At 43.5% G+C, this 21044-nt stretch carries 11 protein-coding genes and 1 pseudogene; 4 read left to right on the top strand and 8 right to left on the bottom strand.

What is annotated here, in order from left to right; translation table 11 throughout:
• Positions 1 to 319 precede the first annotated feature (319 nt).
• The 5 genes from AK95_RS20610 to AK95_RS20585 all read right to left on the bottom strand — a co-directional run bounded on the left by AK95_RS20610 (position 320) and on the right by AK95_RS20585 (position 13451).
• The gene (locus AK95_RS20610) at positions 320 to 6448 is read right to left on the bottom strand and encodes a hypothetical protein (RefSeq protein WP_071221791.1); all 6129 of its coding nucleotides are present in this window, start codon (positions 6446 to 6448) and stop codon (positions 320 to 322) included.
• A gap of 20 nt (positions 6449 to 6468) precedes the next feature.
• On the bottom strand, positions 6469 to 9573 hold the full coding sequence (locus AK95_RS20605; protein ID WP_235613185.1) for a hypothetical protein: 3105 nt from the start codon (positions 9571 to 9573) through the stop codon (positions 6469 to 6471).
• Between the two features lie 196 nt (positions 9574 to 9769).
• Entirely contained in the window at positions 9770 to 10621 is an 852-nt protein-coding gene (locus AK95_RS20600; RefSeq protein ID WP_071221789.1) for a hypothetical protein, read from the bottom strand.
• An 886-nt stretch (positions 10622 to 11507) separates the two neighbouring features.
• Positions 11508 to 11939, bottom strand: coding sequence for a hypothetical protein (locus AK95_RS20590; RefSeq protein WP_071221787.1), 432 nt, complete (start codon positions 11937 to 11939; stop codon positions 11508 to 11510).
• Positions 11940 to 12044: 105 nt separating this feature from the next.
• The gene (locus AK95_RS20585; RefSeq protein WP_071221786.1) at positions 12045 to 13451 is read right to left on the bottom strand and encodes a S1 family peptidase; all 1407 of its coding nucleotides are present in this window, start codon (positions 13449 to 13451) and stop codon (positions 12045 to 12047) included.
• Between the two features lie 285 nt (positions 13452 to 13736).
• Here AK95_RS20585 and AK95_RS34935 point away from each other — a divergent pair.
• Positions 13737 to 13872 (top strand): annotated as a pseudogene (locus AK95_RS34935) (helix-turn-helix domain-containing protein); the annotation flags it as partial.
• 489 nt (positions 13873 to 14361) lie between these two features.
• Here AK95_RS34935 and AK95_RS20580 read toward each other — a convergent pair.
• Positions 14362 to 14745 carry a MerR family transcriptional regulator gene (locus AK95_RS20580; protein ID WP_071221785.1) on the bottom strand — a complete coding sequence of 128 codons (384 nt, stop codon included), beginning with the start codon at positions 14743 to 14745 and terminating at the stop codon, positions 14362 to 14364.
• A gap of 233 nt (positions 14746 to 14978) precedes the next feature.
• Here AK95_RS20580 and AK95_RS20575 point away from each other — a divergent pair, with 233 nt between their 5' ends.
• A complete protein-coding gene (locus AK95_RS20575; RefSeq protein WP_071221784.1) occupies positions 14979 to 15734 on the top strand; it encodes an SDR family NAD(P)-dependent oxidoreductase in 756 nt (251 codons plus the stop codon).
• Between the two features lie 361 nt (positions 15735 to 16095).
• On the opposite strand, the gene AK95_RS20570 is transcribed toward AK95_RS20575, so the two are convergent.
• On the bottom strand, positions 16096 to 17004 hold the full coding sequence (locus AK95_RS20570; RefSeq protein WP_074961910.1) for a DMT family transporter: 909 nt from the start codon (positions 17002 to 17004) through the stop codon (positions 16096 to 16098).
• A 101-nt stretch (positions 17005 to 17105) separates the two neighbouring features.
• Between AK95_RS20570 and AK95_RS20565 the strand changes: the two genes are divergently transcribed.
• Positions 17106 to 17996 (top strand): LysR family transcriptional regulator, encoded by an 891-nt coding sequence (locus AK95_RS20565; RefSeq protein WP_071221783.1) that lies wholly within the window; start codon positions 17106 to 17108, stop codon positions 17994 to 17996.
• 612 nt (positions 17997 to 18608) lie between these two features.
• Here the strand turns inward: AK95_RS20565 and AK95_RS20560 are convergent.
• Positions 18609 to 19295, bottom strand: coding sequence for a TetR/AcrR family transcriptional regulator (locus AK95_RS20560; RefSeq protein WP_071221782.1), 687 nt, complete (start codon positions 19293 to 19295; stop codon positions 18609 to 18611).
• A gap of 136 nt (positions 19296 to 19431) precedes the next feature.
• Here AK95_RS20560 and AK95_RS20555 point away from each other — a divergent pair, with 136 nt between their 5' ends.
• Entirely contained in the window at positions 19432 to 20784 is a 1353-nt protein-coding gene (locus tag AK95_RS20555) for an MATE family efflux transporter (protein WP_071221781.1), read from the top strand.
• Positions 20785 to 21044 lie beyond the last annotated feature (260 nt).

The following is a 21044-nucleotide window of genomic DNA, read 5'->3' as shown; positions in this document are numbered from 1 at the left end:
GTAGCTGCCCCCTCCCCTTTGAATCGCACAAAAAGCATACGCCGCCTTTGTAACGACCGGAATATATAGAACTTCGAAATCTAATTCCGAACCAATCCCTAAAATATGAGAAGCATGAATTTTTTTCACACTTCCATCATTAAAATTGTGGCAATCTGCATTAGATCTTGTTAGTTATACTTAGACTAATATTTAGCCAGCACTAGGACTATGTTCTTGTCCTCGACAATTTAAATAATACATTAAATGAGATGCTGATGCCCTTCAGAGGACATCAGCATCTCATTAATCACCTTATTTTCAGATCTAAAATGTTCATTTAATTTAAGTTAATTTTATTCAATGGGAGCTCAAGCCTACCCAAGGACAGAACGGACTTCGTATTGGTAGCCTCTTGTTGGTGAGGGTAAACCTTGAGATTGATTACGAACTTTCCTTGTTCCCCGATTGGTCCGTCCTCCCTATTCATACAATACTCAAGCTCGCTGCAAAATGCTTTTACGGAAAAATCATCATCCGTGTAAAGGAACGGGTGCTTCAAGCAAATCGGGATAGATACCTCCGCCTCATCTCCTTCATCCATTAAGGGGCGGGTTGTTTGTACCCATAAATACGGGTATCGATAAACGGCCGAGCAAACAAGTGTACAAGGATAAATCTCATTCGACCCGGGTTTGAACAATTCCTGGAGCAGCGTTTGAATGTGGGCCTCCACCGTTCGGATCGATGTATTTGACTTTAACGCCGAAATATCAATGCCGGCATTGCTTTTAATAACAGGGGCTACAGGATCAGCAGGCATCACTTTGGGAGTACGATACACAAACGCTTCTGCCGTAGCCTCTTGGTAGGTGGAACTGCCTTTAAGCAACAACTCGTTCCGAGTCTTATACAAAGAAGCGCGAGCGCTCCGAATGCTAAGAATATCGATCTCGGTAATCGTAACTGTCTGTTCTATGTCCGCCAGATAAAGCTTTTCCTTATTCGTTAAATACCGCTTGACTGTCGCGTCGTTTAACGTCTCTTCGACGAAAAATCGGAATATCGAACGATCATCAGATTTCGAAGTTATTTCGGACTGATATCCGGCAAGCCGAATCTGGATATCCGACGCCGGGATAGGCCCGGTTACGGAGTCAAGTACTATTTCCAATGTTGATTTCCCATCCTCCGCCTCGGCTTGATCAACAATTCGTGACCATGTATGAAATGTAGTGATCAAACCGGACGATTTGGTCTTAGGAAGTCGCTTTGACCGTGACAACCAGCTGTCCGCGATACCTTGAACTGCCTTAAGCAAACAAGCGGCTGCTTTTTCTTTGCCCGTGTCAAGAAGCATATGGGTTCGGATATCTTTCATTATATGCCGAAGCTGGGCCATCGCTTGCGCAAGATTGTCATCCGCAGTAAAGTGAACCGGCGAGCCGTCTTCATTCCATTCGATTTCGTATTTCATTTCGTCCTGGGCAGGTGCGTCGTGTCCTAATTTGTAGCCAAAGGTATAGTCCCATTTTCTGACTTCTTCCAAATTACTCGAGTCCTCCGGAGCGGACCATTCGTGCCGCGTTAATTCAGGAGGGACGGGATGTCCTTTAAGCATAACAATTATCATTCGATCCCCCAATTTGAGTTCATAAGGATTGACTAACTTAATCCAGGCAGAGGACTTGAACCTCTTCTCATCCGTTGCGACATGTTCGATATGACTCACCTTGTAAGTAATTCCTTCCGCCATATACTTGGAATATCCTCCGGCATCTTTGACATTGAACAAGTACGACAACAGGTTCATCCCTGCCGACAGGGGCAGCTTGGCTTTAGAAAAAGAAGCCTGTACCTTTGTGTTACTTGGTTGCTCTGGATTCTCCTTTATCCCGGTAACATTCGCCGCAATCAAGCCGTAAAATCCAATGGATTCCATCAGTTCGGGATCTCCGCTCTCTAATTCGACACGTACCGGCTGCTGTATAATCGTGTCTTGATCGTAAGAAGCGGATAGTTGAACGAGCATGGCGTCCAAATAACGTTTCCGGGCGGCAGCTAAGTCATCTTGACTGGAATTTGACTCTTTTAATAACTTCCCTAGGTGGTTGACATTACTTGTGAACGAATTTGCGATTTTTTCCTTGCATTTTAGAATTGATTCTAAAGTGAGACCCTGATCGATCTCCCCGATAACCTGAAGAAATGGCGGTCGAAGCATTTCATCGATAAACTCAAACGTTTCCAATGTCCATTGGTCCAAATCTGCCTCTTGCTCGGCAAAAAGGGTAGGATCACTAACGGATTCTCCCGGCTCCGCGAATGAATCATAGTTTTGTACAAGAAAGCTTCGTTTATGTTTCACGGTTTCTAAAGGGGCCGCCGCGTAAAGGAACGTATCGGTTTGCAGCTCAATTTTGATGTTGCCGTGCTCACCGATGCCGACTATCCACAAACGATTGGCATCCTCCCCCTCAATCCATGCTCCCCGGGCTAATTTGTATTTTTGGTTCTCCTCTATCACATCGGCCAGTTGCTTCAAAGTTTGCTTGTCTTGAACATAAGCTCCAGGTTGACCGGGCTGGGCGGTCAATTGGGTTACGGATTCGTGAGCAATTCGGCTGTATCCGTTTTTCGCTTCAGGAATGCTCATGAGCTCCGGATCGATTAGCTTCGCTTCGGTTCGTTTGATCGACAGATCCACGGTGAATTCAAAAACGGGCTCTTTAATGTCCCAATTCACGTCAATTGTTGCAGATAATACTGTTGTAATTGGGCTTGGGGCCGTTATTGACTTCAGGCTGCACCAACATTCCAGAGCATATTGTTTCAAATCCGTCGTTACCGTGACTTGATGATTACCGATCGAGGAACTTATATATGCCTGCACATCAGTGCGCGATATATGATGATATGCCGTAGCATAAATATCTTGGGCCACTTCCGGGTCCGTCAGCTCCCGCGGATCGAAATGGAGGCTGATGCTTAACGACATGCCTTTCTCCATACGGTATGCCATCGTTGTTCCCGGCCATTGATGAACCGGAACGACAAAATCCCGGTACAGAATGGGCATTTCATAATGCGTACTCCAGCTATCAAGCACATTCCCGAATCCGTCCCGGGGAGTAAGCTTAAGGCGCAAGTTCTCCCCGATATGGGAATACGGATCATATTCGGGTTCCTGACAATCAACTACTGGGCCAGATACAGGCGGTATATTCTCAATGCGCAGCACGGAACGGTACTTCCGCCATTCCTCCGGTTCGGCGGAATTTGTATTCGCGGGACATGGGAGTACATTAACGACGGACACAGGCGCAATGGGTACATCTGCAGCATCCTGATCGTCAAATACTCCGTTTCCTTCTACTTTCGTACCGATCAAATGAAACATCCGGCGGAGATAGGTGGCCGGATCGAACGAACCCTGCGGAGTTGGAGCAGGATGCGGACGATATACTTCCAAACCTACATGACCGGGCTGGAGTATAGGCACCTTTTGGTATAACAACTCATCCAGGAAAAAATAACTGGCCGGCTTGTCCGTTACAGGTTCGGATGTAACTACTGCATTCATGTAAGGGGCGAGCGTCGCAAGCGAGCTGTAGCTCAATAGGAGCTGAGCCTCGAAGACATCGCCGTTCCCGTAATTGGACCACTCGCTGCATATATATTTTAAATAAAACCCGCCGGAATTTACGGTTCCGCTTTTATATAGCGAAGAGGCAAAGATATCCAGTACATTATTACTATTGGTTAGAGTTAGTCCTTCACTATCTTTTGGCTCACTGAACGTCGTCAGATTGCTCCGGAAAATCATCACGGGCTCATCATGGGAAACCCATTCGCTTGTCTGGCTGTCGCAATGCAGGATATGAACGCTTTTCAAGTGTACTTCATCCGCCGGAAAGTGATCTGTCGGAAGTTTCCGAGCCAGTCGTTCGAGAAGCTTTTGTCCATAGCCGGTTGCACCGCGCAATTCGTAAAGGTTGTCATACTGTGTCTTGACCAGCTTGACTTCCACGAAGGTTGCCAAATCATATTCCGAGCGTTGTATTTCACATTCTAATTGATCTCTGCGGCACAACTTTAGTAAAGGAGGGTCGTTACTTATAAGCCTGCGTCCCAGCGCGGCCGAGAATACATGGAGACCCTTACTTTGTCTGGAGTAAATACTCCAGTTAGCTCCCGGCTTGGCCGGGAAGGATTGCGGGACTTCGGCATAAGGCCGAAGCGGTCGAATACAGGGCCATTCTTGATCGGGCGATGGAACTGCCACATCCAACAGATCCCGCATACGTTGGAGTTCGCAATCCGGGAAAGTGACCTCCAGCTTATCTTCATCTCCAGGAGGTTCCGTACATGTATTCATTTTTACCGCTAGTTTGTTTCCCTTCTCAAGGGTAAACTTTAATTTCGAGATTTCATCCGGTTGGATTGCAAATAATTGTCCGATTTCGGAGTAAATGGAGTTTTGGGTACCCCCCTCTGTGACGCGCAGTCCAAACAGCGCAAACCGGGATTTCATGGCGGCCAGATTGGATACGAGAGTCGTCTTATTATCATTCGTTTTAGCTTCCAATAATTCTTTGATAAATACTTCTATACGCTCCGTTTTATCGCCGATGGTTCTCACAGCAAAGTTAATGATTGACTTAATGACCAGGGTTACCGCGTCTTGCATCCAGTGCACACACATCGTCTTTGAACGGGCTGATACACTCGTGCTTGGCTGTAGAAGAGATTCGTCATATCTCCGCTGGGAATTCGTTCGTTGATCCGCCATGTTTTTGTACATATGGTTCTTTATTTTTTGGATGTTTTGTTTCGAACGGGGCATTTTTATGTCATAATCCCACTTGTCATCTTCAATCGTTCCATCATTCTTCGTTTTTTCCAGGGTCAACTTAAAATCAGGAAGCATTGGGAAAAATACGAACGATTGTATCTCTGCCTCAGGGTCTTCCGTACAGTCATCTGCCTCGGGGGGACATACATGAAATTCGAAATAATCATTTAGAAAAGGGACGATATGTTGTTCATAATCAATTGGAGATTGCGAAATCCCGTCCTTAATTAATAAATCTTGAATATTCTTCAGCTGCTGTCCACTGATGTTCTGACTCATTAATTCGTCATAATTCGTGTCCCTGCCGAATAAATACGCATTCACCGCCCATAGAAATAATCCCTCGATCCACTTCGAAAAAGAAGGATCTGTTGCCTCGGAGTCCGGAGCAGACATATATAGCATAGCTGCGCACTGAGCATCTTTGTTCCCCCCTTCGTCTCGAATAGACAGATGCGGCAAGAAGTACAGCGAAATTTTCTCTTTTCCGCTTTTCGGGAAAACCCGCTTCCAGACCAATTTATCTTCATCTTGAAATTCCGGTGCATCCAACAATAGAGCAGGACTATACCAAGGAGCGTCTTCGGGCCGATCTTCGCCCATCGTAAAGTCCATTTCAAAATGTTCATGAAACTCTTTCGTTATCTTTCCTTTAGTGAATCCGAAGTTGACTTCAATTTCCCCCGAAGCGTCCACATTGAAATCAAAAACAATATCTGAGCTTCTGTAGGCCTCCATGATTAAATTGGCGGTGGTGCTTACCTCACAATCGATTTCCGCCGTTAAGACCTCCAAATCCACTCGCCCAAAAATATTCCCCGCCAGTCCAAGCACGCCCTTGTACCAGTTAAATTTGTCGTGTTTCGAAATGTCACCAGCTGATCTAAATGTGGCGATAGCCCCTTCAAGAATGCCAATTCCAGTAATACTTAAACCCGCTTCCAGAATCCCTTGTCCGAATGACTTACCGTAACCGAGCTTTACGGCTATTCCCGCTTCAATGATGGATTCAAAGCGGCCTACATCTTCTTTAACCTCGGGGACATTGGCATATGCCGAGGTTTCATTACTCTTGCGAGAAAAGTAAATTCCTCCCCAGCCGATATACGGAGGCGCTTCAATGCAAAGAGACCGCGAAAAATCAAGGCCTGCCGGGAATCCGATATCTATCTTAAAGTCCCCGTTACGGTACAAATCGAAGGAAACCTCCGGAATGACTATTTTTACGGCTCCCATATCGGTTGAACGTTGCGCGTCGGGAAGTTGAATTGCTCCGGAAAAACGGCCTGGGGCCCCTTCTCTTTTCTCATATTGCACTTCTGCCTGCAGGCCCTTGAACGGACCAGCCATTCCATCATCATCGAGTCCGATAAAAAGCCCGTAGCGATTATGCAGATCCTGGAACAATGCGGCCAAGTGGACATAACGAAGGGGGTTAAACTTAAGCCCGGCAATCCATCCGTTGTTGGGGTCATACTTTAGATTATCCGGGAAAGAGTCACCGGCAGGTCCAAATACTTCCTCCATCTTATCAACCGTAGCTTCGACAGAGTGGGATTCATCCAGCTCATCTGAAGTAATAAACTGCCCAAGCGCTGCAAATTCTTCTTTCACGGCCTTGCACTCCTCTCTGCTTAAATATTTGTCGTTGCGTACCAACCAAGTCGCTTCTTATTTTGAGGATCTTCATAGAATCCAAAATTGAAACTGTAGTTTCTTCCGAACAAATTTACGGAAGCTTCAGTCACCATACGGTAAGTATTATTTTCACTCACCGACAATTTGAAGGCATTCGGCATGACCAAATTCAGCATTTCCTGCAATGCTATCATCCCGCGGCTGGGATCTACTCCGGGGATCTTTATCCCGCAATAGACTTCTTCATGTGCATTCCATCCAATAAGGAAGCTGCCGACTAATGCCCCTTCCGGTACCAACTTTCCCAAGGTTCCCAAATCGATGGCATATTCAAGCCCGTACCAGTTCTCATGATGATGAGAACTGCCTACACCGTCTAGTTTTATTTCCATATACCCAGCTTGCTTCCATTCATCTATGTTTTTTGCAACCATTAACTTGCGCAGGCGTAGCGGGAAATGATCACCCAGGCTATTAATGCGCTGAGCGCTTTTGTCAGGATCGAGTTCGATCTGAAACGGATCAAAGTCAAAGGTCGGTGGAGTAAAAGGATCACTTACATTAAATTCCATGGTGATTCCCAAATTATTGAACAATAAACCGTTATCGCCCTTCCCATATCCCAATATGTCCATGGCGTGAATGGGACCGATTAATTTTTCGATAAAGGACTTCCAGCCCCAGATCGAGAATCGCGATTTAATATTCTTTTTATCTGTGGCATTCGTAGTTTGAAAGCTGACCTTGATCATCTTTATAGCTTCTAAAATCGGGTGAGTACCTTTCATTTTGGCAATAGTTGCACAGTCCGTTTGAAAAACATAGGAAGGGACTCCTTCGTGCCTTTCGATAGAGCCGGTTAATGTCACAACCGGTTCTTGGGTTGGATCCCCGATAAACATCTCGGTTTCATATAACTTCCGAATGAGAAGCTGCATTTTTGACTCGAAGGTTTCGATATTGGAGTTTTCAAAACGCGCTTTTAGTTCGGTTACCTGAAATCCCAACGGTTGGCTCCCCCAAACATTGGCATCATCTTGATAGTGGATATACCCAAACCAAGAACTTAGCTTGTCCATGCTTAATCCGTCATCTTTCCATTCGACCCTGCCGCCATTCAGGCCGATGTGATGAGCCTTGAACGGTTTCAGCGGATTGATGCCGCCAAGCAATCCAATAAGTTCCTTCGGCATATCTTCTTTTCTAATATCCACATTCAATGCCAATATGCCTGTCCAATCCGGTTTATGGCATAGGCGGTGAAAGGGAATAAGCTCCGGCGGCAGTCGATCCTCTTCTTCGTCCACTCGGCAATAACTTATCAGCGCATCGGAAAGCTTGTCCAGCTGTTGTTTGTTAAATTGTTCCGGATTTCCCCAGAGGGCGGGTTTCTTCAGCCATTCGGCCAGCTTTCCAGGGGCATATTTCATAATTACAATGTTACGGTTATCGCGGTTCTCGGGATCTCCCGGAAGAGATTCCGGAATATTTATTTGAAACGGCCAATCCGAAATAGAGATTTTATTATTAAACTGATTCCAGTGCGTCTTGCTGTTTATGGACATCACAAGAAAGAGGCGGCTGGACAGCATAGTGTTGCGAAAAGTATTCGATAGCCCCATGAATTCAACTCTTTCCCTCTCCGGTCCAAGTTTTGACGAATCGGGATTCCTGTCATTCTGGCCAAGCACAAGAGTATCCCATGAGCCCGCCGATTCGCTGACGAGCAACCCTTGCGGAGTTGCGGACCAGCCGTTTTCCGAAGATGAATTCGCCGTACGTGTGGCGCTTGCGGACTCGGAAAAACGGTCCATGAGCCGTTTTCGGTTAGGAGCGATGGCCAACCGCTCAAAGGACAATGCCGCCTCCATATCCGGGGCATTTTCCCTCCGGATTCCTTGAAATGGGACTAGAGGCACACTATGGTCCTCTTTCATCCAATCAAATAGTTTGGGCTCATGAAACCTGCTCACTCCATCCGTTAGAGGCCGATGATGGGGCTCTTCTTCTGGCTGTGAGGAATAAACGATCGGCGGCGATTCCGGCAGCCTGTTCTCGCTTGGCCTAATCGATATCCAGGCGGTAGAAGCGGAGTTCTCTAATTCGGGAACCGACAACAACTCCCCGGAATGTGCCGGATCGGCAGGCCAATAGGCAGCGCAGCCAGGCACAAACAACATACGATCGCCCGCATAAGCACCGAAAGCGGGATTGAAAATTACGGACTCGGTTCCTGTGGTGCCGCAGAGCAGATTTGTTGATTGAACGGACTTTTCAATGGATAAGGAGAAATGCCCTTGCGGAATTGTATAGGCTGTTTGTTTGTAATCGTGGGAAAATACCAGTAAGGCGCTGTCTGCCAAGGGGCGGGGCTCCTCGGATATGGATTGATTGTCAAACTCAAGTTGCGGAAGAAGCATGATCTTATGCCCGAAAGAGGTGCGGAAGTGACTGGGTAACAGGGGGATTATTGAATCTTTCGTACGATCAAATGCCATGTATGAGCGAAGGCCGGCATGCGGAGTCCGAGCAAATTCACGGTTATACGGGTCGGTCGGATCCAAGGATACGCGGAATAATAATTTCAATCCCGGCGTCGGCTCAAATACGGGATAGAACTGCTCGGGGACGGTTGGGGTTGGTTGATCCTTTTTGAGATAAAAGTATTTCAAACCTAAGTTAAACTTGCTATTCAATTCTTCCGACGCAATTTCGACGGTAAACCGGAACGTTCCTCCATCTTTGCCGCCAAAGGGTAACAGTACAGCAGCACTTTGGATAAGCGGTTGCTCGTCTAGTTCTTCCATAAATCTAATATTTTTCGATTCCCTGTTAAATACAAACTCGAGTTGTTCTTTATCCGAATTAAATTTCACCGCTGTGTTGCTGTCGATGATAAATGATATGCTCTCTCCTAAAGATACATCATAATCCTTAGCCGATAGATAATCCGACGGCCTATTGGGTTTTAATCTTATAATTGGTCTTTGTATGGAGCCATCGGGGTTGAGCCATATCAGCCAGGTTTGGTCATGTTGATCTCCCAACAGCTTTATAGCCTCGTTCAGATCAGCATAATCCGGCTTCGAAACAGCAAACACGAAGATGCCCTTGTTATTCCAGGCGTCGCCTAAAGACAAGGAATTCGATTGAAGTGTTCCTCTTGGCCGGAATCCCCGCCATCCTACCGTATCCATTTCTGCGGCAGCATAGAAGCTGTAAGTCTGATCCGTGGGCAAGTAATGTAGAGCGGATTTCATGGAATGTCACCCCTGTATGTGTAAACTTCTTGTTGTTCTATGGGCATTCATTGCCTTCATGAGTCCAGCTTGCTAATATCCGTGGCTGGATGTTATGCCAGATATTATTAATCATAAACATTCCGTCTATGCATAGTTTGCCGCAAACATGAAATTGAGGGATAAACAAGTCAATACTTTTTATCCAGACTTGCTGGACCGTGCTTTTGGAGTGGATTCCGTTTACCGGGCACAGAAGGACATCATTTTCTTCAATATTTTGATTGTACAGGATCAAAGGATCTTCATTTCTGGAACCTTGCTTGTAGTCCCTCACCATCCAAGTATTAGTGGACAAATCCGAGAAGAAGACTTCGGCAACATTTAAAAAACCTCCCGGCACGTTTTGATGAATATCGACTGAAATTTTGAGCGGCCCGCATTCATGCGTGCGTCCTATATTTTTTGGAATACCTGCTGTATTTGGACAATCAGGTGTAAATCCTATCCATTCTGCGATTAAATATGTCAACGATTGAGGAGATCTCCCGAAATGGTCGGTCAAAATCCCCTGTACAAACACTTTGCCGCTGGTCTTCCCCACATCAGGAACATAACTGATACGCACCCGGAAAGTCTGAGGGCAATCCCGTAATCCGGAAACGAAACATGCGTCCTGTTCCAATTTATCTTGATCCAACAAAACGCGGGTTTCGGACGTTCCCTGCACAATCATAAACGAGGATTTCTTGCGAAACTGAACTTTGATTAAATCGATCTCGTAACCTCCCAAAGAATACAGATATACGATAGCCTCTATTTCATGATCGCCTTTACCTATTACGGTGTGGCAGATTAGAGGATCTTTACACGGAGGAATTTGTCTTGGATTCGTAAGTTCTTTATTCATAGGGGACCTCTCTTTCGCACTTTACGCATTGTTTCGATCTTATTTATATGCTAAAAGAGCCCATTTGGTACGTGTACAAGCTAATAGTTTCTAATAATCTATCAGGGACTAAGAAACGTTTTTCAATTGGCCCGATTCACCGGATTCATTCATCGGAACCTTTTTGTCTCGCTGCATATATTTGATAATTAACAAATATTTGAATGAGAAAGCTCGGAGAATCATAAGTTTTATCTCGAGGTTGTATTTCCTGCTCGTTAGTATTCTGTTAATTATGACTAACACTATAAAAATGATTGTAGTTTTTATCAAATTGACTCCGACCTATTCATAGCTCCTTCGGTCTCTTCAGATGCTAACACGGTACTCGCGTAAAACCAGCTTGATCTAGCCATACAATCCGAATACAAGGGGACATTTGTGTCAATCTCCAGGTAAAAGGGGAGAATTGTGTCGCAAAAAAATGACAACTCATAAACAAAAAGAACCCTTATAAAATAAGGATTTCTTAAAAGGGTACTTTTGTGTCAATCTACAATTTCCTGGTAAAGATCTTCTAAATCTGGTCAATGGCCCCCTGATTCCCCAATTGTGCTGCGTGCTGAAAAAACAAAAAAGCCGCTAAATTAGCGACTTTCAATGGGACCATGTTCTTGTCCCCCGACATTTTTAGCCGCCATGTCTTGCTGCGAGGATTGTAACAGAATACTGAAAGCAAACAAAAAATGCGGCATACTATATGTTTTAATATGCCGGGTGCCCAACAAGAGTACAACGAGCTCATTTATTAATTTCCTATTTAATCACATCTAATTTGCGGGCGGTGTCAGCTTCGCTGCTACTACCCCATATAGTGTTTTTTCTTGTCTACTGGGTCCTGTATTTTCTATTGTAAGTGAACTAATTTTAAAACATTATTTTGTAGTGGATTGGATTCCAGCCACGTCTTTGTTGTTACTATTATGATGTTCTCCCCCACCTGTAAGCTTGATAAATCTTGAGTTTCATTTTTAAGAATCAGACGTTCATTGCTTTCCTGATCTTTTACTGTAACGAAAAATTGTTCATTCCTATTTTGTATATTGATTACCTCTACCCATCTGCTCTCTAGATTTTCTTTTTTATAATTTGGATTTTCGATAACAAAATGTTCAAGTGTAGACTTCTTTAAATCACCAATTTTATGTGAATCGAAACTATCCTCTGTTGTCTGGTTCTCGTTTTCAATATTCTTTACAATGTTATTTTCGGAAGATGAACAGGCCATTAAGAAAAGAACCAGTAAAATAGAGATTAGACTAGATGCGCTTTTTTTCATTTATATTATCCCACCCATTTATTAAAATAGACGCATATAATTGTGATTTAGATTCAAAATTATAATAATTTTCATACAGACAGAAATATTTTAAACTAAACTTTATTAATTCGAAATATAAGGAGTTATATTTCCTCCTAAATTTATTGCTTCTGCCACATGCGTAAAGTGTGTCCTTTCATAAGATGACTCTCCATAACCTGACGTATGAATTCCCAAAAGAACATCATTGTACCAATAAGGCGCACCACTATCTCCACCATCACTATCGATTCCTGATGTTACAATCAATCCAGGGTACAGACTACCATCTAAACTTGGACTACTATAAGTACTTATTATGTTCCCGCATTGAAAACCAGTAGTAGCTCCTGAAAAGCATAGTTTGTCACCTATTTGCATCTCTTGCCTAGATTTTTGATAGGAAGTATATTGCCCCATTGGCATTGTACTTCCTTTATATATTTTATTAGTTAGATATTTATTACTAGATAACTTAATTAGGCCGACATCTGCTTTGCTACCCATATAGTGAAAATGATTTGCCCCTATAATCTCTCCCCCTTGATATGTGTAGGGTGAATTTTTATCATTTATACAGTGACCGGCAGTAACAAGATATCTTTCGCCATTTTTTGTTGCGCTAAACCCAGCTGTACACCAACCCGAGGTAATTGGTCGTTCTATGTTAATCTCTAATCCACCGAACATATAATCTTTAGTAAGTTCACGCTCTCCATTATCAGGGGGATACGATTGAGCAGCTTCTTTGACAGGGGCGGATCCTAAATCAGTATGGAATTTAACACCAAATTTATTTTCAAGTTTGTCAGTGGTTGTAGTGTTTAAAGCATTTGAAGTTCTAGCAACTGCTGAATTACTGAGGGTTAAATCTATTTGATTTTTGGGGATATCAACATAAAGATTTTCTATATTGTATCCGATTTCCTTTTCAATACTTTCCTTACTTTCAATTAGAGCGTTTACTGCCTCTACTAGTTCCAATTCAGAATATTCTACATTCGTTATTTCTAAATACTTACTTGGAACTAATTCTCTAAGTTCACTTACATATCGCTCTGTTTCCTCATTCTGTTCACTGATTCCCACTACAAATTTTAGTCCATTGCTTGTCTCCTGATGAAAAGTAGCATATCTCATATATTCTTTATCTTCCGATAAAATAGATGCTATTTTATCACCATATTGATCCATCAATTTATCGCGATCAACAATGTATGCTTCTTCTTCACTTGTCATAGCGATACTATAATTTTCTTCAGAATGTTGAGCATTTTCGCTTTCAATCGCTTTTTTTATATCTACAATTGCTGTACTGAGATTATTGTCAGTACGGTAAGTTACATGCTTTTCATATAGTTCTTTTGGAAAACCATGTTCTTCGTAAAAATTAAAATGTTGATCCTGGTTTTCTTCTCCAGATACGATACTAATTGACCCTAAAGAAAACAAAACTAAACATGATAAACAAAAAGTGAATAATCTTTTCATAAAAACCTCTCCTAGTCATTGATTGTGTTGCAATTACAAATCTGAAAAATCAAATTCCTATTATTAGCACTAATGATACAATGCTAGCATAAGAGTTAAATTTATGTATAATGGTACTTTATGTAATTTAATATTGAACATTCGATCCATGTCATCTTCTGCAAAATGTCCTTTTCATGTGACGGATTGTAATTTGAAGTGCGACACCTAAGAAATACAAAGGCCTATGAGAGTTTCGTGTAAAATAGGAGTTACCACACAATCATTCACACAGGAGAACCCAACATGAGCTACTCCCATCAGCATAATTGAACGCGGGCAACTAGAGACCTTGCATCGACTAGGTTGGTCCTGCAGGCGGATCGGTTGTGAGCTTGGTTGTCATCCTTCCACCATTGCACGAGAACTGAGTCGTGGCCGAAAGCTAGGCGAAGCTTATACCGCCTGCACGCCCCAGCAGACGGAGCGTGCCTGCCGGAAAGTACACGGACTCTTTGGCCGAAGAATTGATCTTAAGCTGCGGAAACGTGGTCGTCCGAGCTTGCGCATTATGATCGGTGGAATGCCGATGAGACCGATAAGTAATTTTGGACTACATAAAAATAAAAAAGCCTGATAAGTCAGGCATTTCAGCTTTAATAAATGTAGACACTTTTGTGTCATTAGACAACAGAAAAATAAAGTCCTAGACTGTTGCTGGTTTATTGGACTAGCGTAATCAATTGTCACTTATCATTATTGGCTACTTTCAGTTTCACATTCATTGTTTTCGTCTTCCATACCGTTATCCCGAGATAAAACAAAAAAGCCGCTAAATTAGCGACTTTCAATAGGACTATGTTCTTGTCCCCCGACAACAATTATATAAAATACAAAGTCACTAATCTAGCGACTTTGTATTTGGGCATAATCAAATTTTGATGTTAGTTCGTTCAATCTGAGATTCTATTACATCATATAGAGCAAGTTTATAGTTTATTTTATCCAAATTAAAATATAGCTCTCTTATGCTTTTCTCAATTTCTTTTTTATGATGGAGCATCATCATTTTTCGTTCCAAAATCGTCGAATCCCCTTCTTTATACAAGTAGACATACTTCTGAATTTGAGCAATCGGCATTCCTGTTGCTCTAAGCGCAGTAACGAAGTGAATCCAGCTTAAATCATTTTCGTCATATAACCGCTTCCCATTTTCATTTCTCTTCACATGCGGAAGCAGCCCCTCCTTTTCGTAATATCGAAGTGTGGGAGCCGCTATTCCTGTCAATTCAGTCACTTTCCTTATAGTCAACATAAATAAAACTCATCACCTCCTATTAAAGTAAACTTTAATTGATTTTTTGGCAAATCTAATTGAAAAACCAAATTGACGCTGTAAAAAGAAGAGAAAAATATGATTAAATCAAATATTTCACTGGTTCAATTATACACTAATTTTTTCAGTGAAAATGTGTTGACTTAAATTGAACTTTATCATCTATGATAACAATGCAATTAAAAAATGAGTTCTGGAAGGATGAAGTTACAATGAATAATATCTCAATCGTCACCGGTGGTAGCCGTGGACTTGGTCGCAATACTGCCATCAGTATTGCCCGTCATGGCGGTGACGTCATCTTGACCTATCGTAGCCAAGCAGAAGAAGCAAAGTCTGTTGTTGCTGAGATCGAATCTTTGGGTCGTAAAGCAGTGGCATTACAACTTGATGTTGGAAATATTTCCAGCTTTGCGGCCTTTGCTGAGACAGTACGTTCGACCCTGCGGTCAACGTGGGATAGTGCCACTTTCGATCATTTAGTGAATAATGCCGGCCACGGAGAAATGATAGACTATGCCGAAACTACTGAAGCTCAGTTCGACGGCCTGTTTAATGTGCATGTCAAAGGCGTATTTTTCTTGACCCAGGCTCTTCTGCCGCTTCTTGCAGATGGTGGTCGTATCGTGAACTTCTCATCGGGACTCACTCGCGTTTCTTATCCTGGCTTCTCTGCCTATTCCGCCGCAAAGGGCGCGGTCGAGATTCTAACCATCTATTTGGCCAAAGAACTTGGTCACCGAGGTATAACCGCCAATACTATTGCACCTGGTGCAATCGAAACCGATTTTCTAGGAGGTTCTGTACGCGACATACCTGCTTACAATGACACGTTTGCCTCGATGACTGCCCTTGGTCGAGTCGGCGTACCCGAGGACATTGGTCCTGCAGTCGCCAACCTACTTGGATCCGACAATCGCTGGATTAATGCACAGAGAATCGAAGTTTCGGGTGGTCAGAATATCTGATCGCAAGTAATAGCAGCAAAGACAATCCGTGAAACTAGAGTTGTTGCCGAACGAATACGACCATATTGTGTGTCTAAGGATAGTGTCAGCTATGTTGGACTACCAAGTAAAGGCATCTAATATTGAGTTACAATAAGTTACCATGTACTTGTCACGAGCTGCTTCCTATGATCCACTCTATTCCAACTATTCTATCCTTAGTTCAAGAAGTAACGGCAGCCGATCTCTTGGTCGACTGCCGTTATTTCTTTATTGGGTATCATTTCCTTATAATTAAATAAACCTTAATTCATTAGGTTAAGCCAATTGATCATTAATCAATATCATGAGTAAAATCGATTGTGCGTTACCCCTGCCTTGCCTACATATCCACCTTTTGCATATTGCCGCGCTTTTGCAGTGATTTCATTTTGAGGTTTACAAGTGCAATACCTATGATAATTAGAATAAGTCCCACCACCATCTTGGTCGTAATCGTTTCTCCCAAAAAGAGAACGCTGATCACGATCGCAATGAGCGGGACCAGAAAATTAAACGATCCGATTTTGCCGGCTTCGCCCGATCTGACAAGCAGAAAGAAAACGAGCCAGGTCAAGGCCGTACAGAAGATTGCAATAACCGATAAAGTCGAGATAAACGTTTGGTTCCAAGCGATATCCGTCCAGTTTTCAACGGTAGTACCCGCTATCAACAATACAATTCCACCAAAAATCATCTGAAGGGTAGTTAACCAGATTGCATCGACTTTAGTAGATGTTTTCTTCATATAAATCGTACCGAATGTCCAAGTAATCGTGCTGGCTAAACCAAGCAAGATACCAACGGTCGAAATATTTCCAGAGCCATCGTTTATGCTGATAACAGCGACTCCTATAAAGCCTAGAACCAAGCCGACTATTTTGAAAGCGTTCATGGATTCGCCTAACCACAACCAAGCTCCGATTCCGAGAAGAACGGGCTGCATGAACACGATCGTCGAAAATAGACCGGCAGGCATCATATTCAGTCCGAACGTTTGAAAACCGAAAAAGAGAATGATATTCAGTAATCCGGAGATTAGGTAAATATGCCAAGTATGCTTCAAATTAAGATATCTATAACGCGGCAAAGCAAAAAGAAGCAGAATGAGACCTCCGATCGTGATCCTCAAGCCGGCAAAAAGCAATGGGGGTGCAAACTCGAGTGCATATTTGGACAACGGCCAGTTCACTCCCCACATTGCGACTAAAAAGGTTAACAGGATAACAGTAAGTGTTCGCGAAAGTTGCATTTATCTTCAGCGCTCCTTTGTGTAATGGTGATTACCATGGTACAATAGATCAACTTATAAATAAAATGCATGTTTATTATGAAGGAGATATCATAATTGTTATGACACATTCGCAATTGATGTTGTTTGTGAAAATAGTCGAGACTGGTAGCTTTACCAAAGCCGGTGAGCAATTAAATATGACACAACCTGCCGTCAGCCGAGCCATCTCAACGCTTGAATCGGAATTAGGAGTCACTCTCATGATTCGTGAACGAAAAAGCGGGGTTATCCTCACCGATATCGGCTTGCGCTTGCTTGCCATATTCAGAGAGATTTTGCATGGATACAATAAGGTAGAGCAGGAGGTAACCGCTGAAAAAGGGTTTGAAGTTGGCACCGTTCGTGTCGGGGTGTTCCCGATTGTGTCCGCGCACTTCTTGCCGAAATTATTGCGAATCATTGGGGAGAAGCATCCGGGGCTGACATTTGAACTGTTTGAAGGAACCATCGAAGAGATTAAAAAATGGCTAGAATCCAGAATAATCGATGTCGGTTGGATTATACCGCCGAGCAACGAGCTTGAAACGATTCCGTTCTTTCGAGATGAATTATGCCTGGTCCATCGGGATGATCATCCCTTGCAAAGCCGCCAAACCATTCATATTACGGATCTGGATAATGAACCTATGATTGTGTGCAAAGGTGGGTTTGTAACGCCGATTTTTGAGCTATTTAAGCAATTCCGAACCACGTTGTACGCCAAATATAACGGTCACAACATAAACACGGCGTTGAGCATGATTCAAGAAGGCTTGGGAATCTCGATCGTATCGAAAACTTCTTTGTCGCTATCTACACTGCCACCTAATGTCCGCATCCGGACCATTAATCCGCAGCCCTATAGAGACATTCACTTGGCAGTTCCTACATTAAAGGAGGCTTCACACGGGGTGAAACTGTTCCTCCAGACTGCAAAGGAGCTTTATTTATCCGGGGATCGGTTCCACTAATGTTCAATTATCGCGCATGGCAGAAGATTCAGTTCCCCAAATAATTAGTATTTTTAAAATCCTCAACAATAGTTCTTTCTGTACTAGTTCGATTTCGAATATCAATGCTTAAGACATCTTGTTCTATTAGCATTTTGTTCAGCATTTAAAGGCAAAAGCATAGATGTAGCTGTAGCGATGAGTGGTTCATAGTTGATTACAAAGGCCAAAGTAGATGAAAATTAGAGGAACAAATCGTTTAAACAAGACATTCCCTCCAGTATTTTGTGTGTTATACCCTTGTTTTATTAAACTCTCCTGTCCGTTAGCTTAATGGATATTGCATGGAAACATAGTTAGATGCTTTTCTAATCGGCAATCGGTACAAGTTCTTGTCCCGAGCCAAGGACAAGAACTTGTACCGATAGAACAAAAAAGCCGCTAACTAGCGACTTTCAATGGGAACATGATCCTGTCCCCCGACATAAATCTTTCTCTCCACCCCACTGAACAAAAATTTTGCCCTACTTCTGGTAAGGTTCCCCGTATCATCTATAGCGCAGTTTGGTGCGACTAAACGGTAAGCCTATTCGAAACCGCCCATCCGATCACCGGATGAGCGGTTCTTAGTTCCTACTTCTCCTGCTCCTTTATCACCTGCTCAATCCCGAGCAGAATCAACTTCAAGCCGAACTCGAACGCCTTGTCGGTCCCCATCAGTTCGAACAGCCCGTTCGTGAACATTCTCCGGAACAGTCCCGCATCCGTCTCGCTCATAGAATCCAGAAGGCGAGTCATTTCCTCACCCGGAAGCTCCCCCGCTCCATGGTCCTTAAGAATCGCGGAGACATTGCGCTGGTGCTCATAATCATCCAGAACGAAGTTGAAGACATAATTCATAATCGTAAGAACCGTTTGTATTTTTTGCTCTTGCTCAAGCGGCGTCGATTCCACGCAGAGCAGCATACGGTTGGTGAACCGGATGATGTCCGGTTCGTGGGGCAGCGTCGACATCATGAGCTGCGTGGAGCAGGGATACCGGCTGAGCACGCTTCGGACCGTTACCGCAAGTCCCTTCAGCTGCTCCTTCCAGTCCCCCTCGGAGCGGTACTCATCCAGAATGATTTTCGATACCTGGTTGGCCAGTCGCTGGTAGAGATTCTGCTTGCTCTTAAAGTACCAGTATATAGAGGGAGCCTGAATCCCTAGCCTAACGGCCAATCGTCTCATGCTGAATTTCTCGATCCCCTCCTCACCAAGTAACTCCCACGAGGCTTCCAAAATCCTATCCTCCGAAATCTGAGGTTGCTGTTTTTTCATCGTTATCCGCCCTTTATCTAACAGTGTAAGTTTATACTTTACAGGTTCATAGGATCATGATATCATCTAACACTGTAAGGTTCAATCTAACACTGTAAGATTGAACCCAAAATAAATAAAGAAAGTAGTGACCCGCATGGATGCAGAAAACCTCCATTACTTTGAAAAAGCCCCGGTCGCAAAAGCCGTAGCTCATTTCGCTGTACCTATGATGCTAGGCACGTCAATGAGTGTCATCTATTCCATCTTGAATGCCTATTTCCTTGGTACACTTCACAATACCGCCATGTTAACCGCACTCGCGTTAACCTTGCCGTTATTCGCAATTATTATGGCGCTAGGCACCTTGATTGGCATGGGTAGCGGTACATTCATCTCCCGTTTGCTCGGTGAGAAAAAATATGATGATGTAAAGCAAGTATCTTCATTCGCTTTTTACAGCAGTTTGGTTCTCGGTCTGATGGTGATGGCCGTCGGTCTTCCGTTGATCGATCCTATCATTTATGGCCTGGGGGCAGCGCTTGACTCCTTCGGATTCACGAAGGACTATGTCACGATTATGCTTATCGGTTCACCAATCGTCGTATTATTCTTCACGCTCGAGAATATCGTGCGCTCGGAGGGTGCAGCGATCACATCGATGATCGGTATGATTCTCAGTGTGGTCGTCAATATTATTCTCGATTCGTTTGTCATCTTCGTGTTTCATTGGGATGTGATTGGCGTTGCGTCTGCTACGGTCATTTCCAACTTGGTTGCGAGTGCATTCTACGCCTTCCATATTGGATACAAGAGCCAATTCTTAACCGTCTCCGTAAAATGGTTCAAGGCTTCCAAGGAGATTCTGAGCAATGTATTCAAAATCGGAGTTCCCGTCTTTATTATGAGTATCTTTTTGGGTGCAATGTCGCTCATCTTAAATCGTTTTCTTATTGAATATGGAGATCCGGCCGTAGCGGCTTACGGAATTTCATCACGTTTATTGCAATTTCCTGAGTTTGTTTTGATGGGCTTATGCGAGGGAGTCGTGCCGCTCATTGCCTTTTCCTTTACAGCGAATAAATTACGGATGAAGCAAACCATTGGATTTACGATCAAAACGATTGTGGCGTTAGCCATCGTATTCGGTGTCATCGTCTATCTGATTTCCGATCACTTAATCGGTTTATTTACGAATGACCCGCAATTAATTGAAATGGGCAGCTACATTTTGCATGTGACATTCTTATCCTTGTTCATTACAGGAATGACCACGTTGTTTACGGGGATTTTCCAAGCAACAGCGCAAGGAACGGCCGCGTTTATTATGTCCGTTATTCAAGGAGTTACTCTGATTCCTGTGCTCTATATCGCCAATTGGATGAACGGCTTCCACGGGGTGATCTGGTCGCTCGTCATTGCGGATGCCGTCGCATTCCTTGTCGGCGCCATCATGCTGTATGTTTTGCGGAACAAATTGCAGCCGGATTTGGATCGTTTAGTAGAGTAGAAACCAATACCTTAACACGCAAGAAGGCAGGATAAAGGCAACTCATGCTCCTGCCTTTTCTAGATAAGGTGAAGCAGAAAGTTTCGCCTTCACTTGTAGTAAGGCTCAACGAGTTTGATCTTCAATTATCCTGCCCGTTAGAATTCCTGTAATACGAATATTTTGGAGATTGAACAAAAACGAGCGCCTCGGTACGATGGGGTTACACACGAGGTCATTGCCTCAAAAAGCCCATCCAGGAGGTCGCTCTACTATGAAGT

The sequence above is a fragment of the Paenibacillus sp. LC231 genome (assembly GCF_001860525.1).
Lineage (GTDB): Bacteria > Bacillota > Bacilli > Paenibacillales > Paenibacillaceae > Paenibacillus_AQ.
The sequence above is the reverse complement of the archived record's forward strand: the minus strand, read 5'-3'. Positions and strand labels throughout refer to the sequence as shown.

Coding starts and splice junctions, on each gene's coding strand:
- AK95_RS20600 (WP_071221789.1), bottom strand. CDS start 10,621: ATGAATAAAGAACTTACGAATCCAAGACAAATTCCTCCGTGTAAAGAT.
- AK95_RS20590 (WP_071221787.1), bottom strand. CDS start 11,939: ATGAAAAAAAGCGCATCTAGTCTAATCTCTATTTTACTGGTTCTTTTC.
- AK95_RS20585 (WP_071221786.1), bottom strand. CDS start 13,451: ATGAAAAGATTATTCACTTTTTGTTTATCATGTTTAGTTTTGTTTTCT.
- AK95_RS20580 (WP_071221785.1), bottom strand. CDS start 14,745: ATGTTGACTATAAGGAAAGTGACTGAATTGACAGGAATAGCGGCTCCC.
- AK95_RS20575 (WP_071221784.1), top strand. CDS start 14,979: ATGAATAATATCTCAATCGTCACCGGTGGTAGCCGTGGACTTGGTCGC.
- AK95_RS20570 (WP_074961910.1), bottom strand. CDS start 17,004: ATGCAACTTTCGCGAACACTTACTGTTATCCTGTTAACCTTTTTAGTC.
- AK95_RS20565 (WP_071221783.1), top strand. CDS start 17,106: ATGACACATTCGCAATTGATGTTGTTTGTGAAAATAGTCGAGACTGGT.
- AK95_RS20560 (WP_071221782.1), bottom strand. CDS start 19,295: ATGAAAAAACAGCAACCTCAGATTTCGGAGGATAGGATTTTGGAAGCC.
- AK95_RS20555 (WP_071221781.1), top strand. CDS start 19,432: ATGGATGCAGAAAACCTCCATTACTTTGAAAAAGCCCCGGTCGCAAAA.